This is a genomic window from Pseudomonas sp. AC355 (assembly GCF_979258205.1).
Window position 1 is genome coordinate 1,572,581 of record NZ_OZ409843.1, and the last position, 20,944, is coordinate 1,593,524.

Here is a 20,944-nt window from a genome sequence, read left to right on the forward strand (position 1 = left end):
TTTCACTGACGGAACCCACCCATGGCCGACGCCCCGCTCGACCTTTTGCTGCTGCCCACCTGGCTCGTGCCGGTCGAGCCTGCGGGCGTGGTACTGCATGATCATGGCCTGGGCATTCGCGACGGCAAGATCGCGCTGATCGCGCCACGTGCCGAGGCCTTGCGGCGCGGCGCCACGGAAATCCGCGAGCTGCCCGGGCGCCTGCTGACACCGGGCCTGGTCAACGCCCACGGCCATGCAGCGATGACGCTGTTTCGCGGCCTGGCCGACGATCTGCCACTGATGACCTGGCTGGAAAAGCACATCTGGCCGGCAGAAGCCAAGTGGGTCGACGAGCAGTTCGTTCAGGACGGCACCGAACTGGCGATTGCCGAGCAGATAAAAAGTGGCATCAGCTGTTTCGCCGATATGTACTTCTTTCCGGAGATGGCCTGCGAGCGGGTGCACGCCAGCGGCATGCGCGCACAGATCAGCATTCCCGTGTTGGATTTCGCCATCCCCGGCGCCCGTGACGCCGACGAGGCGCTGCGCAAGGGCGTGACACTGTTCGATGAAATGAAGCACCACTCGCGCCTGAGCGTCGCCTTCGGCCCTCACGCGCCCTATACGGTCAGTGACGCAAACCTCGAAAAGCTGCGCATCCTCGCCGAAGAGCTGGACGCCGGCATTCATATGCACGTGCACGAAACCGCCTTCGAAGTGCAGCAGAGCCTCGAACAGCATGGTGAACGCCCGCTGGCCCGCCTGAACCGCCTCGGCCTGCTCGGCCCGCGCTTCCAGGCCGTGCACATGACCCAGATCGATGACGACGATATCGCCCTGCTGGTCGCCACCAACAGCAGCGTGATCCACTGCCCGGAATCCAACCTCAAGCTGGCCAGCGGCTTCTGCCCGGTCGAGAAGCTCTGGCAGGCCGGCGTCAATGTCGCCATCGGTACCGACGGTGCCGCCAGCAACAATGACCTCGATCTGCTCGGCGAAACCCGCACTGCCGCGCTGCTGGCCAAGGCGGTAGCCGGCTCGGCCAGCGCCCTGGACGCCCACCGCGCACTGCGCATGGCGACCCTCAATGGCGCCCGCGCCCTGGGCCTGGATGCTGAGATCGGTTCGCTGGAGCTTGGCAAGGCCGCCGACATCGTCGCCTTCGACTTGCGCGGCCTGGCCCAGCAACCGGTCTACGATCCCGTTTCGCAGTTGATCTACGCCACCTCCCGAGACTGCGTCGAGCACCTCTGGGTCGCCGGCAAGCCGCTGCTCGAAGACCGCAGGCTGACGCGCCTGGACGAAGAACGCATCATTGCGACCACGCGACAGTGGGGAGCGAAAATAGCCGGGCGTCCGACCCATTGATCACAAACTACGGCAAACTGTCACACGTCAGAGGCCAGCAGCGCGCCGAGCAAAGCTGGCAACATGCACGCACTGCGCGTCATGTCATACGCATTCGCTTTATTCAGGGAATACCATGAGCAACGTCGACCAAGCTGAAATCGCCAAATTCGAAGCCCTCGCCCATCGCTGGTGGGACCGGGAGAGCGAGTTCAAGCCCTTGCACGAGATCAACCCACTGCGCGTCAACTGGATCGACGAACGTGCGGGCCTGGCAGGCAAGAAGGTGCTCGACGTTGGCTGCGGTGGCGGCATTCTCAGCGAGGCCATGGCGCAACGTGGCGCCACGGTGACCGGCATCGACATGGGCGAAGCGCCGCTGGCGGTGGCCCGCTTGCACCAGCTGGAATCAGGCGTGGAAGTCGATTACCGGCAGATCACCGCCGAAGCCATGGCCGAAGAGATGCCCGGCCAGTTCGACGTGGTCACCTGCCTGGAGATGCTCGAGCACGTGCCCGACCCGTCCTCGGTGATTCGCGCCTGCCACAAACTGGTCAAGCCCGGCGGCCAGGTGTTCTTTTCCACCATCAACCGCAACCCCAAGGCTTACCTGTTCGCGGTGATTGGCGCCGAATACATTCTGCGCCTGCTGCCGCGCGGCACCCATGACTTCAAGAAATTCATCCGTCCATCGGAACTGGGCGCCTGGAGCCGCGACGCCGGCCTGCAGGTCAAGGACATCATCGGCCTGACCTACAACCCGCTGACCAAGCACTACAAGCTGGCCAACGATGTAGACGTCAACTACATGGTGCACACCAGCAAGGCAGATTGATTCTGCCGGGCAGCCAGCGCACGCCCACTCGGGCCGTACGCTGGCTGACCTCAACGCCCTGCGCTCATTCGACCGACTTGGCCAGCGGCGGCTCTATCGCCAACGCCTGAACCCAATCCACGCACGCCTGAATCGCCAGGGCCACATCGCCCACCTCGACGGCTTCAGCCGGATGATGGCTGACACCTCCCGCACAACGTACGAACAGCATGCCGACCGGCCAATGCTCGGCCATGGCGATCGCGTCATGGCCTGCACCACTGGGCAGCGACAGGCTGCGCCCCTGAACCTCGGTCAATACCCGCGCCAGGGAAGCCTGCATGGCGTAATCGCAACGGGTCGCCGGTATGCCGTAGTACTGGCTCGCATGGAACTGCAGCCCGCGCTGCCGGGCAATCGCCTCACCCTGGCTCAGCAGGTCGTCGAGCAAATCCGCCAATGCCTGATCCTCTGGGCCACGCACGTCCAGGGTCAGGGCGACCTCACCGGGAATCACATTGACCGCACCAGGGTGGCACTGCAGGCTGCCCACCGTGGCCACCAACTGCGGGTCACGCTGCATGGTCTGCGCCTCGATGTAGACCATCCACTGCGCCGCAGCAGCCAGGGCGTCCTTGCGATGACTCATCGGCACGGTACCGGCATGGCCGGCCATACCGACGAAGCGGCAATTCAGGCGGCGCGCACCATTGATGGCCGTCACCACGCCCAGCGCCAGCTCTTCGCGTTCCAGGCACGGGCCCTGCTCGATATGCAGTTCTAGATAGGCGGCGAAGTCATCTGCTTTGCGGGCTGCGCTGGGGATCTGCGCCGCATCCAGGCCAACAGCGGTCATTGCCTGGGCGACACTGACACCATTGGCATCTGCCTGATCGACCCAGTCTTGCGGCCAGCTGCCGGTCAGGCCGCGGCTACCCAGCAGAGTGATACCGAAGCGCGTGCCCTCTTCGTCGGCGAAACCGGCGATCTCGATGGCCAGCGGCAGACGTATGCCGCGGTCATGAAAGTGCTGCACGGTCTCGATGGCGACGACCACGCCGAGCATGCCGTCGTAGCGACCGGCGTTGCGCACGGTATCCAGGTGCGAGCCGAGCAATAATGCCTGCGCGCCAGCACTCTGACCTTCGTAGCGCCCGCAGATATTGCCAACGGCGTCCTGCCAGACGCGCATGCCGGCTGCCTGCATCCACTCGCCCACCAACGCGTTGGCACGCAGGTGTTCTGTCGACAGGTACACACGGGTCAGGCAATCGGCAGACTCGCTGATCGCCGCCAGCTCGTCGCAACGTGCCATGACCCGGGCACCCGCGCTGCTTGCCGCCAGCTTTTCCAGGGTGCTCATCAGCAGCGCTCGCGGTAGTGATCCCAGGCCGCCTGCATCGCAGCGCCCTGGGTCGTACGCAGGCCGAGACGGTTGAGTACCGCCTCCAGTGCGCTGAGGGTCTGCATCACGCAGTCCTTGCGGGCGTTGTAGCCCATGGTGCCGATGCGCCAGACCTTGCCAGCCAGCGGCCCGAACGAAGTACCGATCTCGATACCGAAGTCCTCGAGCATCAGTTTGCGCACCTGGTCGCCATTGACCGCCTCGGGAATCACCACGCCAAGGACGTTGTTCATCTTGTATTCGAGGTTACCGAAGGTCTCCAGGCCCATGCCCTGGATGCCCTTGAGCAGAGCATCACCATGCAGCTTGTGACGGGCGATCCCCACGTCCAGACCTTCCTCGCCAATCACCCGTGCGCACTCGCGGGCACCGAACAGCGCCGAGGTGGCTTCGGTGTGATGGTTGAGGCGCTCGGGGCCCCAGTAATCGAGGATCATGCCGAGGTCGAAATAGTTGGAGTAGATCATCTCGTCGTCGCCGTCCTGATGGGCAGCGGTACGGATGCCGGCCTCCACGCAGGCGCGGCGACGAATCATCTCCACCATGCGCGCACTGAGGGTGATCGGCGCGGTGCCGGATGGCCCGCCAAGGCACTTCTGCAGACCGGCGGACACCGCATCCAGCCCCCAGGCATCGGTTTCCAGCAGGTTGCCGCCCAGCGACGCGGTAGCGTCGGTATAGAACAGCACGCCATGGCGCCGGCAGATGTCGCCCAGCTCGGCCAGTGGCTGCAACATGGTGGTCGACGTATCGCCCTGCACGGTCAGCAGCAGCCGTGGTTTCACCTGCTTAATGGCATCCTCGAGCTGCTGTGGGGTGAACACTTCACCCCAAGGCACCTCGATGGTGTGAACGTCGGCACGGCAACGCCGGGCGATTTCGCAGAGCAGGTGGCCGAAGCGACCGAACACCGGCACCAGCACCTTGTCGCCAGGGCGAATCGCCGAGACCAGAATGGCCTCGATGCCGGCTCGCGAGGTACCGTCGATGACCAGAGTTGCAGCGTTGGCGGTACGAAAGACGCCGCGATACAGCGCCATCACCTCGTTCATATAGTGGGTCATGGCCGGGTCGTACTGGCCGATCAGTTGGCTGGACATGGCGCGCAGCACACGGGGATCAGCATTGATCGGGCCCGGCCCCATCAACAGGCGCTGGGGCGGATTCACTGGCAGGAAAGTCGTGTTCATCTGGGATTTCTCGTTCTAAAGACGCTCAGTTCAGTCCACGCACGGACGAAATGAATTGCTTGAGTTCGGCGCTCTGCGGATTGGCGAACAGCTCGCGGCTGGGGCCTTGCTCCCACACGCGCCCCTGGTGCATGAACACCACGCGGTCGCCAACTTCCTGGGCGAAGTTCATTTCGTGGGTGACCAGAATCAGCGTCATGCCCTCCTTCGCCAGTTGCTCCAGCACCTTGAGCACTTCGCCGACCAGCTCGGGATCGAGGGCCGAAGTGATCTCGTCGCACAGCAGCACCTTGGGCGACATGGCCAGCGCACGGGCGATGGCGACCCGCTGCTGCTGGCCGCCTGAGAGGTTGGCCGGGTAATAGTCCATGCGATCACCCAGGCCGACCTTTTCCAGCATCTGCGCGGCCAGCTCGCGGCACTGGGCATCGCTCTTCTTCAGTACCCGACGTGGCGCCAGCATGACGTTTTCACGGGCGGTCATGTGCGGGAACAGGTTGAAGTTCTGGAACACCATGCCGACCGAACGGCTGATCTCCCGCGCTTGGGAATCACGGTCGGTGACGGTCATGCCGCCGAGCTTGATGCTGCCGTCCTGATAGCCTTCGAGGCCATTGATGCAGCGCAGCAAGGTGCTTTTCCCCGAGCCGCTGCGACCTATGATCGACACCACCTCACCCACCTCGATATCGAGATCGACACCTTTGAGTACGTGGTTGTCGCCGTAGTACTTCTGTACCTGATCAATGGTGATGAGCGGCATTGAATTTCTTCTCCAGATACTGGCTGTAACGCGACAGCGGATAACACATGAGGAAGTAGCCCAGCGCCACCAGACCGAACACCTTGAAAGGCTCGTAGGTGACGTTATTGAGAATGGTGCCGGCCTTGGTCAGCTCGACGAAACCGATGATCGACGCGAGCGCCGTGCCCTTCACGACCTGCACGGCGAAGCCCACAGTCGGCGCGATACCGATGCGCAGCGCCTGGGGCAGGATGACGCGAAACAGGGTCTGACCGAAATCCAGCCCCAGGCAGCGGCAGGCTTCCCATTGGCCCTTGGGCAGCGCACGGATACTGCCGTGCCAGATATCCACCAGAAATGCACTGGTATAGAGCGTCAGCGCCACCGAGGCAGCCGTCCAGGGCGATACGTCGATGCCTAGCAGTGCCACGCCGAAGAACGCCAGGAACAGCTGCATCAGCAGCGGCGTACCCTGGAACAGCTCGGTGTAGCCGCGAATCAGCCAGTGCGGCCAAACGCGCTTGGACAAGCGCGCCATGACCAGAGGAATTGCCACCAGGGTGCCGCCGATGAATGCAGTGAGGGACAGCAGAACGGTTCAGCGCGCGGCCAGGAGCAGATTGCGCAGGATGTCCCAGTCGGTGAAGGTGGTCATCATGGCTGATCTCCAAACCATTTGCGGCCGGCAGCAAGCAACAGCTGACGCATCGCGATGGACAGCGCCAGGTACATCAACGTGGTCACCAGATAGACCTCGAAGCTCAGGAAGGTGCGTGACTGGATCAGGTTGGCGGCGAAGGTCAGCTCCTCATGGGACACCTGGGAAACCACGGACGAGCCGAGCATGACGATGATGCACTGGCTGACCAGTGCCGGATAAATGCGTTTGAGCGACGGCGGCAAGACCACCTGAACGAAGGTTTGCGTGCGACTCAGCCCCAATACGCGCCCCGCCTCCCACTGCCCACGGGGCGTGACTTGGATGCCGGCGCGGATGATCTCGGTGCTGTAAGCCCCCAGATTGATCAACATGGCCAGCAGCGCAGCCTCGCCCGCCGTCAGTTTCAAACCCAGGGCCGGCAAGCCGAAGACAATGAAGAACAGCTGCACCACGAACGGCGTGTTGCGGATCAGCTCGACATAGACGCCCCACACGCGGCTGAGAATGCTCGGACGGCCGCTGCGCAGTGCAGCGCCCAGGATGCCCAGGGCCACGCCGCCCACGGTCGCCATCACCGTGAGCTGGATGGTCACCCAGAGGCCGGAAAGCAACTCCGGCCAGTAGGGCCACAGGGCAGAAAAATTCAGCTGCGCCATCATCGCGAAATCCTTATGCGCCCAGGTTCGCCGGCAGCGGCGCCTTCAGCCACTCTTCGGACAGACCGTTGAGCGTGCCATCGGTCTTGGCCTGCTCGATCAGCGCGTCGACCTTGGCCTTCAGCGCGGCTTCGCCTTTGCGCAGGCCGATGTAGCAAGGCGAATCCTTGAGCATGAATTTGGCGACGGGCGCCCGATCGGCGTTCTGACGCTCGATGGCGGCAACCACCAGGTTGCCGGTGGCAACGAACTCGACCTGCCCGGAGAGATACGCGGACAAGGTGGTGTTGTTGTCTTCGTAGCGCTTCACCTGTGCACCACTCGGTGCCACCTCGGTCAGCACCATGTCTTCGACGGCTCCACGGGTGACGCCAATCGATTTGCCAGCGAGCTCCTCGGCGTTCTGCAGGGCCTTGTCCTTGGCGCCGAAGACGCCGAGAAAGAACGGCGCGTAGGCAGCGCTGAAATCAATCACCTGCTCGCGCTCGGCATTCTTGCCAAGGCTTGAGATAACCAGATCGACCTTGTTGGTCTGCAGATACGGAACACGGTTGGCGCTGGTCACGGGCACCAGTTGCAACTTAAGTTTCATTTCCTTGGCCAGATACTTGGCCATGTCGATGTCATAGCCCTGGGGCTGCAGATCGGTGCCCACGGAACCGAAGGGTGGGAAATCCTGCGGCACGGCAATGCGGATCACACCGCGCTTCTCGATCTCCTGCAGCTGATCCGCCAGCGCAGTGGTGGCCTGAGTCAGCAGCAGACCGGCAGCCAGTATCGCGATCAATCCTTTCTTCATTTTCGTCACCCGTTAACGTCAGCCATGAAACGAAAGATTCGTTATCCATGATTCTGCAACCAACGTGCCACGGCGTTTCAGGCTGTCGATTTTTTCTACGCTCATCCCTACTTCTGCAGATAAAGCCGCGCATGACGTGCTTTGTGAGGAGATAAGCCGTAGTGAGGTCGACGAGTAACGAGCAAACAGAATGCCTTCCTCGCCAGAGATGCGCCACAAAAAAGGGCGCCAAAACGGCGCCCGAATCGATTTAACGCACCAGTAAAGGGCGCTAGCGCTGTTCCAGTTCATCAAGTCGCCCATAAAGTGCGGCAATCTGATGAATTCTCTGCCGCCCCTCGGTCAGTTGCTCATGCAGCACGGCATTGACCAGCAGGTTGATCAGGCTGTTGGCGCCCGCATAGCTGTCGAAGGCCGACACGCTGTCCAGCGGCGTGCACAGCTGCCACCGGGCCAGCTCAATGATCCCCTGGGCCTGCGGCTCGCAGATGACCAACGTCGGAACCTGCTGCAACTGCAGGGCCTGCAGCAGCGGGCGGATTATCCGCGGACGGCGCCGGAAGGCCAGCACCACCACCATATCCTCGGCGGTCAGATCCACCAGTTCCTCAGACAGCGTCTGCCCAGGCTGGGGCAGCAACTGAACGCCACTACGGATTTGCAGCAGCTGCTGGCGCAGATGCAACGCCACCGGAAAGGCGTTACGCATGCCGATGACGAAAACCCGCCTGCTGCTACCCAGTGCCTGCACCACTTCGGTGAACTGCGCGGCATCGATAGCGCCCACCCATTGGGTAAGGTTGGCCATCTCCTGCTTGTAGTGCCGGGCCAGCAAGGTGTTGCCCTGCACCACATCGCGGCTGTCGGCGACCGGCATGCCACTTTGGCGCAGCGTGCGCTGTTCCTCGCGCATGTCCTTGTATTTTTCATAGCCCAGGCGCTTGAACAGCCGGCTCACGGTCGCCTTGGAGACGCCGGCAAGGCGAGCCAACTCGGCGCTGTTGTAGCTGACCAGATCGTCGTAATGGTCGAGCACGAAGTCAGCGATTCGCTGCTCCTGGGGCGCGAGCTGCGAATAATGGCTGCGCAGACGTTCATCGAGTTGATTCATGGTGGCGCCTTGTAACTTTCGTTTCATTCAGCCGATCATATAGGAAGTCACCCGCCTGCTTGAAGTCGCAACGCAGAAACTCGTCAACCCGCGCCCGGAGGCTGTGCCGCTGCCTCCGAGAGGAGATCACCATGACACAGATCACGCCCGACTGGGCAGCGTACGTCGCGCAGATGGAACAGGTTCTGACCCTCGAATTGGACGACGCCCGCCGCCATGAATTGCTCACCCAGTTCAGCCGCATCGCGGCAATGGCCAAGCCGCTGATGGATTACCCGCTCGACGACCGCCTGGAAGTCGCGGGAGTCTACAAAGCATGAATCCAGCACTCCTATCAATTGCCCAGCTGCGCAATGCCCTGGCGTCTGGCGAGCTCAGCGCTCGTGAAATTGCCGAACACAGCCTGCAGGCTATCGAACGACACAACCCGGCGATCAACGCCTGGACGCAAATCACCCAGCAACGTATGAAAGACGAAGCAGACGCCCTCGACCGTCTGCGTCGCCAGGGCTCGCCCCTGCCCGCCCTGGCGGCTGTGCCCTACGCGGTGAAGAACCTGTTCGACGTGGCAGGCTTCCCGACTCTGGCCGGAGCGCGCCTGTTCCAGAGTCGCCCAGCAGCAATTGTCGACGCCTGGGCGGTACGCCAGTTGGCAGCCAGCGGCGGCCTGCTGTCGGGCATGCTGAACATGGATGCTTACGCCTATGGCTTCACCACGGAAAACACCCACTTCGGCGCAACCCGCAACCCCCACGATCTCTCCCGCATCGCGGGAGGTTCTTCCGGCGGCTCGGCAGCCGCCGTCGCGGCCGGACTGGTGAATTTCTCACTGGGCAGCGACACCAACGGCTCCATCCGCGTACCGGCCTCGCTGTGCGGGATATTCGGGCTGAAGCCCACCTTCGGCCGCTTGTCGCGCAGCGGCTCACACCCGTTCGTGGGCAGCCTCGACCACATCGGCCCGCTGGCACGCAGCAGCCGCGATCTGGCCGAGGTTTACGACGTGCTGCAAGGCCATGACCCGCAAGACGGCTTTCAGGCCACGCAGGATCGCCAGCCAGTATCAGCGCTGCTGAACCGCGATCTGGACGGCCTGCGCTTCGGCGTGTTGGGTGGTTACTTCCAGCAGTGGTGCGACGACAGTGCTCGCGATGCCGTGGCCCAAGTAGCCAAGGCCCTCAATGCCAGCGAAGAAGTCATCCTCGCAGAGGCCGAACTGGCACGCACCGCGGCGTTCATCATCAGCGCATCGGAAGGCGGCAACAGCTACCTGCCGGCGCTGCGCAGCTCGCCGGAGTCCTTCGAGCCGCTGTCACGGGAGCGCCTGCTGGCCGGCGCGATGATCCCCGCTGCCTGGTATGTGCAGGCGCAACGCTTCCGCCGCCATTTCCGGCAGCAGGTACTGCCGCTGTTCGATGGCGTCGATGTGTTGATCGCACCGGCGACACCGACCACTGCGACGCCCATCGGTCAGGAAACCATGCGTATCAACGGTACCGATCTGCCGACCCGCGCGAGCATGGGCATGCTGGCTCAACCGATCTCCTTCCTGGGCCTGCCGGTGGTCAGCGTGCCGCTGCGTACAGCGGGTGGCCTGCCGATCGGCGTGCAACTGATCGCCGCCCCGTTCAAGGAAGAAGCTTGCCTGCGTGCCGCCAGCGCGCTCGAGCGTGTGGGCATCGCCCACGCCGCCCCTGCCAACCAGGAGTAACTCGATGAATACTGAACAGATAGATCTGCCGGACGTTCTGGCGGAGGTCACCCATGCCTTCCAGCGCTACGAAAAAGCCCTGGTCGGCAACGATATCGGGGTGCTGGACGAGTTGTTCTGGCACGACGAACGCACGGTACGCCTGGGCGCCGGCGAGAATCTCTACGGCATCAGCGAAATCCGCGAGTTTCGCTCTGCGCGGCCTGCGGCGGGGCTGTACCGCGAACTGAGGAACACGGTCATCACCACCTACGGCGACAGCTTCGCGGTGTGCAGCACCGAGTTCACCCGTGAAGGCAGCGACAGGATCGGCCGCCAGCAGCAGAGCTGGGTGAAGCTGGCCGGCAACTGGCGCATCGTGGCCGCGCAGGTCAGCCTGATGAGCTGAGCGGCTGCACGCTGCGACAAAGTGACATACAGTGGGAGTGACTGTGCAGCCCAATCAGGCTTCGGAAACTGGCAACATGCTGCTTTAGCCTGTTGCCTCATGCCACGCGGGCAACACCTCAACGCTAGACTCGAATCCCCAAGGAGGCCTGATGCGCTTGCGCGCGGTTCTTTTCGACATGGATGGCACGCTGCTCGACAGCGCGCCGGATTTCATCGCCATCTGCCAGACCATGCGCGCCGAGCGCGGCCTGCCGCCGGTGAATGAGAAGCTGATTCGCGATCACGTCTCGGGCGGCGCCCGGGCGATGATCCTCAATGCATTCGACATCGCCCCTGCCAGTGACGGCTTCGAAGCGCTGCGCCTGGAGTTTCTCGAGCGCTATCAGGATCACTGTGCTGTGTTTACCCGTCCCTACGACGGCATCGAGACGCTGCTCGAAGATATCGAGCGCGCCAAGCTGATCTGGGGCGTGGTGACCAACAAGCCACTGCGCTTCGCCGAGCCGATCATGCAGCGCCTCGGGCTAGCCGAACGCTCCTCGATACTCATCTGCCCTGATCACGTGACCCGCAGCAAGCCGGATCCCGAGCCGATGATTCTCGCCTGCTCGACCCTCAAGCTCGATCCGGCCAGCGTGCTGTTCGTCGGCGACGATCTGCGCGACATCGAGTCCGGCCGCGACGCCGGCACCAAGACCGCAGCGGTGACCTACGGCTATATCCACCCTGACGACAACCCGCGTCACTGGGGCGCAGACGTTGTAGTCGACCACCCACTGGAACTGCGCAAGGTGCTCGATCAGGCATTGTGTAGCTGCTGACAGCGCAAGGCGTTCCATTGATCGCGATCAGCAGCCAATCACCCGCCGTTGTTTAGGATGAGCCCGCCGCACCGTCGGCGAGTCTTCTGTCCGCCAACTTACAACCAGAAATCTGAAGGACTCCCGCCATGTTCGATTACAGCGCCCGCCCTGACTTGCTCAAGGATCGTGTGATTTTGGTCACCGGAGCAGGACGTGGAATTGGCGCAGCGGCGGCGCGTACCTATGCGGCTCATGGCGCCACCGTACTGCTGCTCGGCAAGAGCGAAGACAACCTGGCGCGCACCTACGACGCCATCGAGCAGGCAGGCCATGCAAAGCCGGTGGTCATACCATTCGATCTGGAAAGCGCCCTGCCGCATCAGTACGACGAGCTGGCGGCCATGGTCGAGAAGGAGTTCGGCAAACTCGACGGCCTGCTGCACAACGCCTCGATCATCGGCCCGCGTACGCCGCTGGAGCAGTTGTCCGGCGAGAATTTCATGCGCGTCATGCAGGTCAACGTCAACGCGATGTTCATGCTGACCAGCACGCTGCTGCCGCTGCTCAAGCTGTCTACCGATGCCTCGGTGGTGTTCACCTCCAGCAGCGTGGGCCGCAAGGGTCGGGCGTACTGGGGCGCCTATGCTGTATCCAAGTTCGCCACTGAAGGACTGATGCAGGTGATGGCTGACGAGGTCGACGGCATAACCGCGATTCGCGCCAACAGCGTCAATCCGGGCGGTACCCGCACAGACATGCGCGCTCAGGCTTACCCGGGCGAGAACCCGGAAAGCAAACCGCTGCCCGAGGCCATCATGCCGGTCTATCTGTACCTGATGGGCCCCGATAGCAAGGGCATCAATGGCCAGGCTTTCGACGCGCAATAGCGCGAAAGCGAACCGTGCTTCCAAGAACACAGTGTGCAGCCTTCGAGGCGGTACACGGCGCTTCAGGTAGAAGGGGTTATACCTACTCCCCCGATATCGCTGCGCTCAACCCAGCTACGTCTGGTCTTTGTTTACAGGGAGACTCTTGTGGGAACGGGCTTGAACAGTCCTGCTCCCCAAATCTGCAGCCTAGGTTACGCTTTCCTAACCCAGGCAACAGAAGCACTTCAGGACATGCGTAGGGTGGAAGACGCTCCATCCTTCCACCACGGGCCCACCACCACGCCAAGGCCATACGGTTGCGTCTTCCGTAGCCTGGGTCGAGCGCAGCAACACCCAGGATGCCCATTAAAGCTCAAGCCTCGCTGTGCAATCGATCGTTGTAGGAGGCGGCTTGCCGGCGAAGCTCGTGCCCGTGGCTCGCCGACTCCTACGCTCGACCTGCTGCAGCGGTCTTTTTCCTTCGCCGCAAAGACGAAACCCCAGACCTCTGTCGAGATCTGGGGTTTCTAGTAGAAGCTTGACGATGACCTACTCTCACATGGGGAAACCCCACACTACCATCGGCGATGCATCGTTTCACTACTGAGTTCGGGATGGGATCAGGTGGTTCCAATGCTCTATGGTCGTCAAGCAATCCGGTTGGGGAGTCGATGTTTAGGTCGCTTCCCCGAATTGGGTATGTGATATCAGTTGGTATTGCGTGTTCTTTTACAAATTTTCGGCATTACTGTCGACTTCTACCGTCTAACAGCCAAATTGTTTGGGTGTTATATGGTCAAGCCTCACGGGCAATTAGTACTGGTTAGCTCAACGCCTCACAACGCTTACACACCCAGCCTATCAACGTCGTAGTCTTCGACGGCCCTTTAGGGAACTCAAGGTTCCAGTGAGATCTCATCTTGAGGCAAGTTTCCCGCTTAGATGCTTTCAGCGGTTATCTTTCCCGAACATAGCTACCCGGCAATGCCACTGGCGTGACAACCGGAACACCAGAGGTTCGTCCACTCCGGTCCTCTCGTACTAGGAGCAGCCCCTCTCAAATCTCAAACGTCCACGGCAGATAGGGACCGAACTGTCTCACGACGTTCTAAACCCAGCTCGCGTACCACTTTAAATGGCGAACAGCCATACCCTTGGGACCGGCTTCAGCCCCAGGATGTGATGAGCCGACATCGAGGTGCCAAACACCGCCGTCGATATGAACTCTTGGGCGGTATCAGCCTGTTATCCCCGGAGTACCTTTTATCCGTTGAGCGATGGCCCTTCCATACAGAACCACCGGATCACTAAGACCTACTTTCGTACCTGCTCGACGTGTCTGTCTCGCAGTCAAGCGCGCTTTTGCCTTTATACTCTACGACCGATTTCCGACCGGTCTGAGCGCACCTTCGTACTCCTCCGTTACTCTTTAGGAGGAGACCGCCCCAGTCAAACTACCCACCATACACTGTCCTCGATCCGGATAACCGAACCAGAGTTAGAACCTCAAGGTTGCCAGGGTGGTATTTCAAGGTTGGCTCCATGAGAACTAGCGTCCCCACTTCAAAGCCTCCCACCTATCCTACACAAGCAAGCTCAAAGTCCAGTGCAAAGCTATAGTAAAGGTTCACGGGGTCTTTCCGTCTAGCCGCGGATACACTGCATCTTCACAGCGATTTCAATTTCACTGAGTCTCGGGTGGAGACAGCGCCGCCATCGTTACGCCATTCGTGCAGGTCGGAACTTACCCGACAAGGAATTTCGCTACCTTAGGACCGTTATAGTTACGGCCGCCGTTTACCGGGGCTTCGATCAAGAGCTTCGCGTTAGCTAACCCCATCAATTAACCTTCCGGCACCGGGCAGGCGTCACACCCTATACGTCCACTTTCGTGTTTGCAGAGTGCTGTGTTTTTAATAAACAGTCGCAGCGGCCTGGTATCTTCGACCGGCATGTGCTTACGGGGTAAACCCTTCACACTCACCGGCGCACCTTCTCCCGAAGTTACGGTGCCATTTTGCCTAGTTCCTTCACCCGAGTTCTCTCAAGCGCCTTGGTATTCTCTACCTAACCACCTGTGTCGGTTTGGGGTACGGTTCCTAATTACCTGAAGCTTAGAAGCTTTTCCTGGAAGCATGGCATCAACCACTTCATCGTCCTAAAGGACAACTCGTCATCAGCTCTCGGCCTTGATCTCCCGGATTTACCTAAGAAATCAGCCTACCACCTTAAACACGGACAACCAACGCCGTGCTGGCCTAGCCTTCTCCGTCCCTCCATCGCAGTAATTAGAAGTACGGGAATATTAACCCGTTTCCCATCGACTACGCATTTCTGCCTCGCCTTAGGGGCCGACTCACCCTGCGTCGATTAACGTTGCGCAGGAAACCTTGGTCTTTCGGCGTGGGAGTTTTTCACTCCCATTGTCGTTACTCATGTCAGCATTCGCACTTCTGATACCTCCAGCAAGCTTCTCAACTCACCTTCACAGGCTTACAGAACGCTCCTCTACCGCTCATCCTAAGATGAACCCGTAGCTTCGGTGTATGGTTTGAGCCCCGTTACATCTTCCGCGCAGGCCGACTCGACTAGTGAGCTATTACGCTTTCTTTAAAGGGTGGCTGCTTCTAAGCCAACCTCCTAGCTGTCTAAGCCTTCCCACATCGTTTCCCACTTAACCATAACTTTGGGACCTTAGCTGACGGTCTGGGTTGTTTCCCTTTTCACGACGGACGTTAGCACCCGCCGTGTGTCTCCCGTGCTGACACTTGCTGGTATTCGGAGTTTGCATCGGTTTGGTAAGTCGGGATGACCCCCTAGCCGAAACAGTGCTCTACCCCCAGCAGTGATACACGAGGCGCTACCTAAATAGCTTTCGAGGAGAACCAGCTATCTCCGAGCTTGATTAGCCTTTCACTCCGATCCACAGGTCATCCGCTAACTTTTCAACGGTAGTCGGTTCGGTCATCCAGTTAGTGTTACCCAACCTTCAACCTGCCCATGGATAGATCGCCCGGTTTCGGGTCTATACCCAGCGACTAAACGCCCTATTAAGACTCGCTTTCGCTACGCCTCCCCTATTCGGTTAAGCTCGCCACTGAATATAAGTCGCTGACCCATTATACAAAAGGTACGCAGTCACCCAACAAAGTAGGCTCCCACTGCTTGTACGCATACGGTTTCAGGATCTATTTCACTCCCCTCTCCGGGGTTCTTTTCGCCTTTCCCTCACGGTACTAGTTCACTATCGGTCAGTCAGTAGTATTTAGCCTTGGAGGATGGCTCCCCCATATTCAGACAAAGTTTCTCGTGCTCCGTCCTACTCGATTTCATTGAAAAGAGATTTTCGTGTACGGGGCTATCACCCACTACGGCGGAACTTTCCAGAACCTTCCACTAATCTCTAATCAACTTAAGGGCTAGTCCCCGTTCGCTCGCCACTACTAAGGGAATCTCGGTTGATTTCTTTTCCTCAGGGTACTTAGATGTTTCAGTTCCCCTGGTTCGCCTCATGCACCTATGTATTCAGTGCATGATACCCAGCTTATGCTAGGTGGGTTCCCCCATTCAGAGATCTCCGGATCAAAGTCTGTTTGCCGACTCCCCGGAGCTTATCGCAGGCTACAACGTCTTTCATCGCCTCTGACTGCCAAGGCATCCACCGTATGCGCTTCTTCACTTGACCATATAACCCCAAGCAATCTGGTTACTGCCTATAACGTGAAGACGACATTCGCCGAAAATTTGCACTTGAGAACAACGCAAATTTTACCTTGACCAAATTAATTACCAGTGAAAGTAATTAATCAGTCACTTCTATCACATACCCAAATTTTTAAAGAACGATTTTTCTGACTGGTCAAAGACCAGAAATCAACACTCATCTGCCTAAACAGGAATGCTCATTTCTGAACTCTATTCACATCAACGTCGAAGGCTGTAAATGGTGGAGCCAAGCGGGATCGAACCGCTGACCTCCTGCGTGCAAGGCAGGCGCTCTCCCAGCTGAGCTATGGCCCCAATACTTCCAAGGCCTGCACCCTCAACAATTGGTGGGTCTGGGCAGATTCGAACTGCCGACCTCACCCTTATCAGGGGTGCGCTCTAACCAACTGAGCTACAGACCCAATCGTCTTTCGCAATGAATCAAGCAATTCGTGTGGGTGCTTATGAATAAGCTGGGATCTTTCGATTAAGGAGGTGATCCAGCCGCAGGTTCCCCTACGGCTACCTTGTTACGACTTCACCCCAGTCATGAATCACACCGTGGTAACCGTCCCCCCGAAGGTTAGACTAGCTACTTCTGGTGCAACCCACTCCCATGGTGTGACGGGCGGTGTGTACAAGGCCCGGGAACGTATTCACCGTGACATTCTGATTCACGATTACTAGCGATTCCGACTTCACGCAGTCGAGTTGCAGACTGCGATCCGGACTACGATCGGTTTTATGGGATTAGCTCCACCTCGCGGCTTGGCAACCCTTTGTACCGACCATTGTAGCACGTGTGTAGCCCAGGCCGTAAGGGCCATGATGACTTGACGTCATCCCCACCTTCCTCCGGTTTGTCACCGGCAGTCTCCTTAGAGTTCCCACCATTACGTGCTGGTAACTAAGGACAAGGGTTGCGCTCGTTACGGGACTTAACCCAACATCTCACGACACGAGCTGACGACAGCCATGCAGCACCTGTGTCTGAGTTCCCGAAGGCACCAATCCATCTCTGGAAAGTTCTCAGCATGTCAAGGCCTGGTAAGGTTCTTCGCGTTGCTTCGAATTAAACCACATGCTCCACCGCTTGTGCGGGCCCCCGTCAATTCATTTGAGTTTTAACCTTGCGGCCGTACTCCCCAGGCGGTCAACTTAATGCGTTAGCTGCGCCACTAAGTCCTCAAGGAACCCAACGGCTAGTTGACATCGTTTACGGCGTGGACTACCAGGGTATCTAATCCTGTTTGCTCCCCACGCTTTCGCACCTCAGTGTCAGTATCAGTCCAGGTGGTCGCCTTCGCCACTGGTGTTCCTTCCTATATCTACGCATTTCACCGCTACACAGGAAATTCCACCACCCTCTACCGTACTCTAGCTTGCCAGTTTTGGATGCAGTTCCCAGGTTGAGCCCGGGGCTTTCACATCCAACTTAACAAACCACCTACGCGCGCTTTACGCCCAGTAATTCCGATTAACGCTTGCACCCTCTGTATTACCGCGGCTGCTGGCACAGAGTTAGCCGGTGCTTATTCTGTCGGTAACGTCAAAACAGCAAAGTATTAATTTACTGCCCTTCCTCCCAACTTAAAGTGCTTTACAATCCGAAGACCTTCTTCACACACGCGGCATGGCTGGATCAGGCTTTCGCCCATTGTCCAATATTCCCCACTGCTGCCTCCCGTAGGAGTCTGGACCGTGTCTCAGTTCCAGTGTGACTGATCATCCTCTCAGACCAGTTACGGATCGTCGCCTTGGTGAGCCTTTACCTCACCAACTAGCTAATCCGACCTAGGCTCATCTATTAGCGCAAGGCCCGAAGGTCCCCTGCTTTCTCCCGTAGGACGTATGCGGTATTAGCGTTCCTTTCGAAACGTTGTCCCCCACTAATAGGCAGATTCCTAGGCATTACTCACCCGTCCGCCGCTGAATCAGGGAGCAAGCTCCCGTCAACCGCTCGACTTGCATGTGTTAGGCCTGCCGCCAGCGTTCAATCTGAGCCATGATCAAACTCTTCAGTTCAATACTGCATGGGTTTTGAGAAAACCCTAAACTTGGCTCAGCAATCGCAGACTCTTCATTTAAGAAGAAAAAACTCTCTATTACGAGTGTTTACCTGTGATGCTGATAATCTTGCGATCCTCAGTCTTAGCTCACAAGCACCCACACGAATTGCTTGATTCAATTGTTAAAGAACGTTTGGTTAAGTCTTTCGTCTCAACCGAGGCGCGCATCTTACAGCAGCCTCATTTCCTGTCAAGCTGTTTTTGAAGAACTTTTTCTTTCTTCTCAACACCTTGCAGCGCCCAACCAGATCATCTTCTCTCCAGCGGGAGGCGCATTCTACAGCGTTACAAACCGCTGTCAACACCCTCTTTACCGCCTTCGATCAAACCTGATCGAACCATCAACAGAGCCACTCAAACCACCCTGTCGATGCCGGCGCATTCTACTCGAATTCGCCGTCCGTGCAACCCTTATTCCCTTCTAACTTCCTGATTAACAAGGAGTTTTCAGATCAGGCTGCGCCGGAAGTGGTGCGCATTATAGGCAGCCAGAATCTCAGGTCAACCGTTTATTTCAGGTTTTTTACGTAAATAGCCAAAGCGCGATAATCGAACGCTTTGTCCCGGCTATCTATACGACTGGATTGACCTAATTAACCAGTTAGTACATTTTTAACGGAGCTTTATTAGCGATCCCACAATAACAACAGGAAGCACCATGCCTCCCATCATCCTTATCCTCAATGGTCCGAACCTAAACATGCTCGGTACCCGTGAGCCAGACACCTATGGCCACGAGACCCTGGCCGACATCTCCCGCCTCTGCGCCGACACTGCCGAACCGCTCGGCTTGGCTACCGAGTTTCGTCAGACCAACCACGAAGCCGAACTCATCGACTGGATCCACAAGGCCCGCGGCCGCTGTGCAGGCATCGTGATCAATCCTGCCGCCTGGACGCACACGTCAGTGGCCATCCGCGACGCACTGGTCGCCAGCGAACTGCCGGTAATAGAGGTGCATCTATCCAACGTGCATAAACGTGAAGCCTTCCGCCACCACTCCTTCGTCTCATCGATCGCCCTCGGCGTGATCTGCGGCCTGGGCAGCGGGGGCTATCGCGCAGCACTGCAACACTTCAGCCAACTCATTAAAGGATGATGCACCCATGACCACCCATACACCGAGCATCCTCGCCGGCCTCATCGGTGCAGGCATCCAGGCTTCGCGCACACCCGCCATGCACGAGCATGAAGGCGACGCCCAGGGCATTCGCTACTTATATAGGCTGATCGACCTGGATCAGTTGCAACTCGACAGCAGCGCCCTCACCGATCTGTTGAGCGCAGCCGAACGCATGAGCTTCACCGGGCTCAACATCACGTTCCCCTGCAAGCAGGCGATCATTCCGCTGCTCGACGAACTCTCCGACGAGGCCCGAGGCATTGGCGCGGTGAATACCGTGGTCTTCAAGGACGGCAAACGGATCGGCCACAACACCGACTGCCTGGGTTTTTCGGAAGGTTTCCGACGCGGTCTCGGTGACGTGAAACGCGGCCAGGTGGTACAGATGGGTGCCGGCGGCGCAGGTGCCGCAGTGGCTCACGCACTATTAAGTGAAGGCGTCGAGCAGTTGACCATTTTCGACGTCGAGCTCGAACGCGCCCAGGCGCTGGCTGCCAATCTCAACGAGCACTTCGGCTCACCACGCGCTCAGGCCGGCAGCGACCTGGCTTCTGCAGTGGCAAGCGCCGATGGCCTGGTCAACACCACCCCGATGGGCATGGCCAAGCTTCCGGGCATGCCCATTCCCAAGGCGCTGCTTCGCCCAGCTCTGTGGGTAGCCGAAATCGTTTACTTCCCACTAGAAACCGAGCTGCTTCGTGAAGCCAGAGCCATTGGCTGCAGAACCCTGGACGGCGGCAACATGGCGGTATTTCAGGCGGTGAAAGCATTCGAACTGTTCAGCGGCGTTGAAGCGGACGCGCAACGCATGCTCGACCACTTCCACAGCATGAACAGTTGATCACTACGGGCCGGCCATAAATGATGGCCGGCCCCCGTTCAGCGAGTGATATAGCGCAACACCGCTTCGCAGATCATGTTCTTGTGACGCAGCTTGACCTGCTCATCCGGTAGATCGATCTGGAAGATCTCCCCGAACGTATGCCGGTTGGATACGCGATAGAAGCAGAACGAGCTGATCAGCATATGCACGTCCAGCGTATCCAGCCCTTCGCGGAACAGCCCTTCCTTCTCTCCCCGCTTAAGCGTTTCGCCTAGCGTCAACAGCACCACATTGCTCATCCGGCGGATTTCCGGTGACTGCTTGACGTACTCGCCGTAGTGGATGTTCTCGATACTGACGATGCGCACGAAATCCGAGTTGCGATCATGGTGGTCGAAAGTGAATTCGACCAGCCGGCGGATTGCATCAGGTGGCGGCAGTTCATCGAGATGCAGACGTCGTTCGGTGCTGCGTATATCGCCATACAGCTTGGAGAGTACTTCGACGTAAAGCTGTTCCTTGCTGCCGAAGTAGTAATAGATCATGCGTTTGGAAGTGGCCGTGCGCTCTGCGATAGCGTCGACACGAGCACCTGAAAGTCCCTGCTGTACGAACTCGGTAATAGCGGCCTGCAGGATGTTCTCCCGGGTCTTTTCCGGGTTGTTCTTACGTGGTTTGCGGGTCGCCGTGGCCAGTTCTTCGGCCGCAGGCTCAAGGGTAACGGTCATAGAGGTACTCATC

General features: G+C 59.0%; 17 protein-coding genes, 2 tRNA genes and 3 rRNA genes. 9 read left to right on the top strand and 13 right to left on the bottom strand.

The genetic code is table 11. The annotated features are described in order from the left end of the window. The first annotated feature begins 21 nt into the window (after nucleotides 1-21). Nucleotides 22-1,350, top strand: a complete 1,329-nt coding sequence (locus tag ACZ0AI_RS07450) for a TRZ/ATZ family hydrolase (RefSeq protein WP_463565200.1) — start codon at nucleotides 22-24, stop codon at nucleotides 1,348-1,350. A 115-nt stretch (nucleotides 1,351-1,465) separates the two neighbouring features. Then, on the top strand, nucleotides 1,466-2,164 hold the full coding sequence (gene ubiG / locus ACZ0AI_RS07455; RefSeq protein WP_463565201.1) for a bifunctional 2-polyprenyl-6-hydroxyphenol methylase/3-demethylubiquinol 3-O-methyltransferase UbiG: 699 nt from the start codon (nucleotides 1,466-1,468) through the stop codon (nucleotides 2,162-2,164). 64 nt (nucleotides 2,165-2,228) lie between these two features. On the opposite strand, the gene hpxK is transcribed toward ubiG, so the two are convergent. The 7 genes from hpxK to ACZ0AI_RS07490 form a co-directional block, all read right to left on the bottom strand. After that, nucleotides 2,229-3,506, bottom strand: coding sequence for an allantoate amidohydrolase (gene hpxK / locus ACZ0AI_RS07460; RefSeq protein ID WP_463565202.1), 1,278 nt, complete (start codon nucleotides 3,504-3,506; stop codon nucleotides 2,229-2,231). After that, the gene (locus ACZ0AI_RS07465) at nucleotides 3,506-4,738 is read right to left on the bottom strand and encodes a pyridoxal-phosphate-dependent aminotransferase family protein (RefSeq protein ID WP_463565203.1); all 1,233 of its coding nucleotides are present in this window, start codon (nucleotides 4,736-4,738) and stop codon (nucleotides 3,506-3,508) included. Before ACZ0AI_RS07465 ends, hpxK begins: the two co-directional genes overlap by 1 nt. 25 nt (nucleotides 4,739-4,763) lie before the next feature. Continuing rightward, a complete protein-coding gene (locus tag ACZ0AI_RS07470; protein WP_225832870.1) occupies nucleotides 4,764-5,501 on the bottom strand; it encodes an amino acid ABC transporter ATP-binding protein in 738 nt (245 codons plus the stop codon). Further along, nucleotides 5,482-6,075 carry an amino acid ABC transporter permease gene (locus ACZ0AI_RS07475; RefSeq protein ID WP_463566070.1) on the bottom strand — a complete coding sequence of 198 codons (594 nt, stop codon included), beginning with the start codon at nucleotides 6,073-6,075 and terminating at the stop codon, nucleotides 5,482-5,484. Before ACZ0AI_RS07475 ends, ACZ0AI_RS07470 begins: the two co-directional genes overlap by 20 nt. 62 nt (nucleotides 6,076-6,137) lie before the next feature. Then, nucleotides 6,138-6,803: an amino acid ABC transporter permease gene (locus tag ACZ0AI_RS07480; protein WP_463565204.1), complete on the bottom strand. Its 666-nt coding sequence runs from the start codon at nucleotides 6,801-6,803 to the stop codon at nucleotides 6,138-6,140. Between the two features lie 10 nt (nucleotides 6,804-6,813). Then, entirely contained in the window at nucleotides 6,814-7,608 is a 795-nt protein-coding gene (locus ACZ0AI_RS07485; protein ID WP_442964017.1) for a transporter substrate-binding domain-containing protein, read from the bottom strand. A 262-nt stretch (nucleotides 7,609-7,870) separates the two neighbouring features. Further along, the gene (locus ACZ0AI_RS07490) at nucleotides 7,871-8,710 is read right to left on the bottom strand and encodes a MurR/RpiR family transcriptional regulator (RefSeq protein WP_463565205.1); all 840 of its coding nucleotides are present in this window, start codon (nucleotides 8,708-8,710) and stop codon (nucleotides 7,871-7,873) included. 131 nt (nucleotides 8,711-8,841) lie between these two features. Between ACZ0AI_RS07490 and hpxX the strand changes: the two genes are divergently transcribed. From hpxX to ACZ0AI_RS07515, 5 genes are all read left to right on the top strand, one after another. Then, the gene (gene hpxX / locus ACZ0AI_RS07495) at nucleotides 8,842-9,030 is read left to right on the top strand and encodes an oxalurate catabolism protein HpxX (protein ID WP_463565206.1); all 189 of its coding nucleotides are present in this window, start codon (nucleotides 8,842-8,844) and stop codon (nucleotides 9,028-9,030) included. Continuing rightward, nucleotides 9,027-10,421 carry an AtzE family amidohydrolase gene (locus ACZ0AI_RS07500; RefSeq protein ID WP_463565207.1) on the top strand — a complete coding sequence of 465 codons (1,395 nt, stop codon included), beginning with the start codon at nucleotides 9,027-9,029 and terminating at the stop codon, nucleotides 10,419-10,421. The genes hpxX and ACZ0AI_RS07500 overlap by 4 nt, the downstream gene beginning before the upstream one ends. A 4-nt stretch (nucleotides 10,422-10,425) precedes the next feature. Then, nucleotides 10,426-10,809: an oxalurate catabolism protein HpxZ gene (hpxZ, locus tag ACZ0AI_RS07505; protein WP_463565208.1), complete on the top strand. Its 384-nt coding sequence runs from the start codon at nucleotides 10,426-10,428 to the stop codon at nucleotides 10,807-10,809. Between the two features lie 151 nt (nucleotides 10,810-10,960). Continuing rightward, entirely contained in the window at nucleotides 10,961-11,632 is a 672-nt protein-coding gene (mupP, locus tag ACZ0AI_RS07510) for an N-acetylmuramic acid 6-phosphate phosphatase MupP (protein WP_463565209.1), read from the top strand. 128 nt (nucleotides 11,633-11,760) lie between these two features. After that, nucleotides 11,761-12,501, top strand: a complete 741-nt coding sequence (locus ACZ0AI_RS07515; RefSeq protein WP_463565210.1) for a YciK family oxidoreductase — start codon at nucleotides 11,761-11,763, stop codon at nucleotides 12,499-12,501. A 518-nt stretch (nucleotides 12,502-13,019) separates the two neighbouring features. Here the strand turns inward: ACZ0AI_RS07515 and rrf are convergent. From rrf to ACZ0AI_RS07540, 5 genes are all read right to left on the bottom strand, one after another. Next, a 5S ribosomal RNA gene (gene rrf / locus ACZ0AI_RS07520) occupies nucleotides 13,020-13,135 on the bottom strand. 140 nt (nucleotides 13,136-13,275) lie between these two features. Further along, nucleotides 13,276-16,168: ribosomal RNA gene (locus tag ACZ0AI_RS07525) — 23S ribosomal RNA — on the bottom strand. A 259-nt stretch (nucleotides 16,169-16,427) separates the two neighbouring features. Further along, a tRNA-Ala gene (locus ACZ0AI_RS07530) sits at nucleotides 16,428-16,503 on the bottom strand. A 30-nt stretch (nucleotides 16,504-16,533) separates the two neighbouring features. After that, nucleotides 16,534-16,610: transfer RNA gene (locus tag ACZ0AI_RS07535), tRNA-Ile, on the bottom strand. Nucleotides 16,611-16,676: 66 nt separating this feature from the next. Continuing rightward, nucleotides 16,677-18,213, bottom strand: a 16S ribosomal RNA gene (locus tag ACZ0AI_RS07540). Together the 16S, 23S and 5S rRNA genes with 2 tRNA genes alongside form the textbook arrangement of a ribosomal RNA operon. Before the next feature lie 702 nt (nucleotides 18,214-18,915). Here ACZ0AI_RS07540 and aroQ point away from each other — a divergent pair. Together aroQ and ACZ0AI_RS07550 are read left to right on the top strand one after the other, a co-directional pair. Beyond that, nucleotides 18,916-19,356 carry a type II 3-dehydroquinate dehydratase gene (gene aroQ / locus ACZ0AI_RS07545; RefSeq protein ID WP_463565211.1) on the top strand — a complete coding sequence of 147 codons (441 nt, stop codon included), beginning with the start codon at nucleotides 18,916-18,918 and terminating at the stop codon, nucleotides 19,354-19,356. 7 nt (nucleotides 19,357-19,363) lie between these two features. After that, a complete protein-coding gene (locus ACZ0AI_RS07550; protein ID WP_463565212.1) occupies nucleotides 19,364-20,221 on the top strand; it encodes a shikimate dehydrogenase in 858 nt (285 codons plus the stop codon). Between the two features lie 38 nt (nucleotides 20,222-20,259). On the opposite strand, the gene ACZ0AI_RS07555 is transcribed toward ACZ0AI_RS07550, so the two are convergent. Next, the gene (locus ACZ0AI_RS07555; protein ID WP_463565213.1) at nucleotides 20,260-20,931 is read right to left on the bottom strand and encodes a TetR/AcrR family transcriptional regulator; all 672 of its coding nucleotides are present in this window, start codon (nucleotides 20,929-20,931) and stop codon (nucleotides 20,260-20,262) included. Nucleotides 20,932-20,944: the final 13 nt, after the last annotated feature.

What these genes read in the sequence shown, in the direction of transcription:
- ACZ0AI_RS07480 (WP_463565204.1), bottom strand. Translation starts at nt 6,803, where the DNA reads ATGATGGCGCAGCTGAATTTTTCTGCCCTGTGGCCCTACTGGCCGGAG.
- ubiG (WP_463565201.1), top strand. Translation starts at nt 1,466, where the DNA reads ATGAGCAACGTCGACCAAGCTGAAATCGCCAAATTCGAAGCCCTCGCC.
- ACZ0AI_RS07550 (WP_463565212.1), top strand. Translation starts at nt 19,364, where the DNA reads ATGACCACCCATACACCGAGCATCCTCGCCGGCCTCATCGGTGCAGGC.
- ACZ0AI_RS07500 (WP_463565207.1), top strand. Translation starts at nt 9,027, where the DNA reads ATGAATCCAGCACTCCTATCAATTGCCCAGCTGCGCAATGCCCTGGCG.
- ACZ0AI_RS07470 (WP_225832870.1), bottom strand. Translation starts at nt 5,501, where the DNA reads ATGCCGCTCATCACCATTGATCAGGTACAGAAGTACTACGGCGACAAC.
- mupP (WP_463565209.1), top strand. Translation starts at nt 10,961, where the DNA reads ATGCGCTTGCGCGCGGTTCTTTTCGACATGGATGGCACGCTGCTCGAC.
- ACZ0AI_RS07450 (WP_463565200.1), top strand. Translation starts at nt 22, where the DNA reads ATGGCCGACGCCCCGCTCGACCTTTTGCTGCTGCCCACCTGGCTCGTG.
- hpxZ (WP_463565208.1), top strand. Translation starts at nt 10,426, where the DNA reads ATGAATACTGAACAGATAGATCTGCCGGACGTTCTGGCGGAGGTCACC.
- hpxX (WP_463565206.1), top strand. Translation starts at nt 8,842, where the DNA reads ATGACACAGATCACGCCCGACTGGGCAGCGTACGTCGCGCAGATGGAA.
- ACZ0AI_RS07555 (WP_463565213.1), bottom strand. Translation starts at nt 20,931, where the DNA reads ATGACCGTTACCCTTGAGCCTGCGGCCGAAGAACTGGCCACGGCGACC.
- ACZ0AI_RS07465 (WP_463565203.1), bottom strand. Translation starts at nt 4,738, where the DNA reads ATGAACACGACTTTCCTGCCAGTGAATCCGCCCCAGCGCCTGTTGATG.
- ACZ0AI_RS07515 (WP_463565210.1), top strand. Translation starts at nt 11,761, where the DNA reads ATGTTCGATTACAGCGCCCGCCCTGACTTGCTCAAGGATCGTGTGATT.
- aroQ (WP_463565211.1), top strand. Translation starts at nt 18,916, where the DNA reads ATGCCTCCCATCATCCTTATCCTCAATGGTCCGAACCTAAACATGCTC.
- ACZ0AI_RS07490 (WP_463565205.1), bottom strand. Translation starts at nt 8,710, where the DNA reads ATGAATCAACTCGATGAACGTCTGCGCAGCCATTATTCGCAGCTCGCG.
- hpxK (WP_463565202.1), bottom strand. Translation starts at nt 3,506, where the DNA reads ATGAGCACCCTGGAAAAGCTGGCGGCAAGCAGCGCGGGTGCCCGGGTC.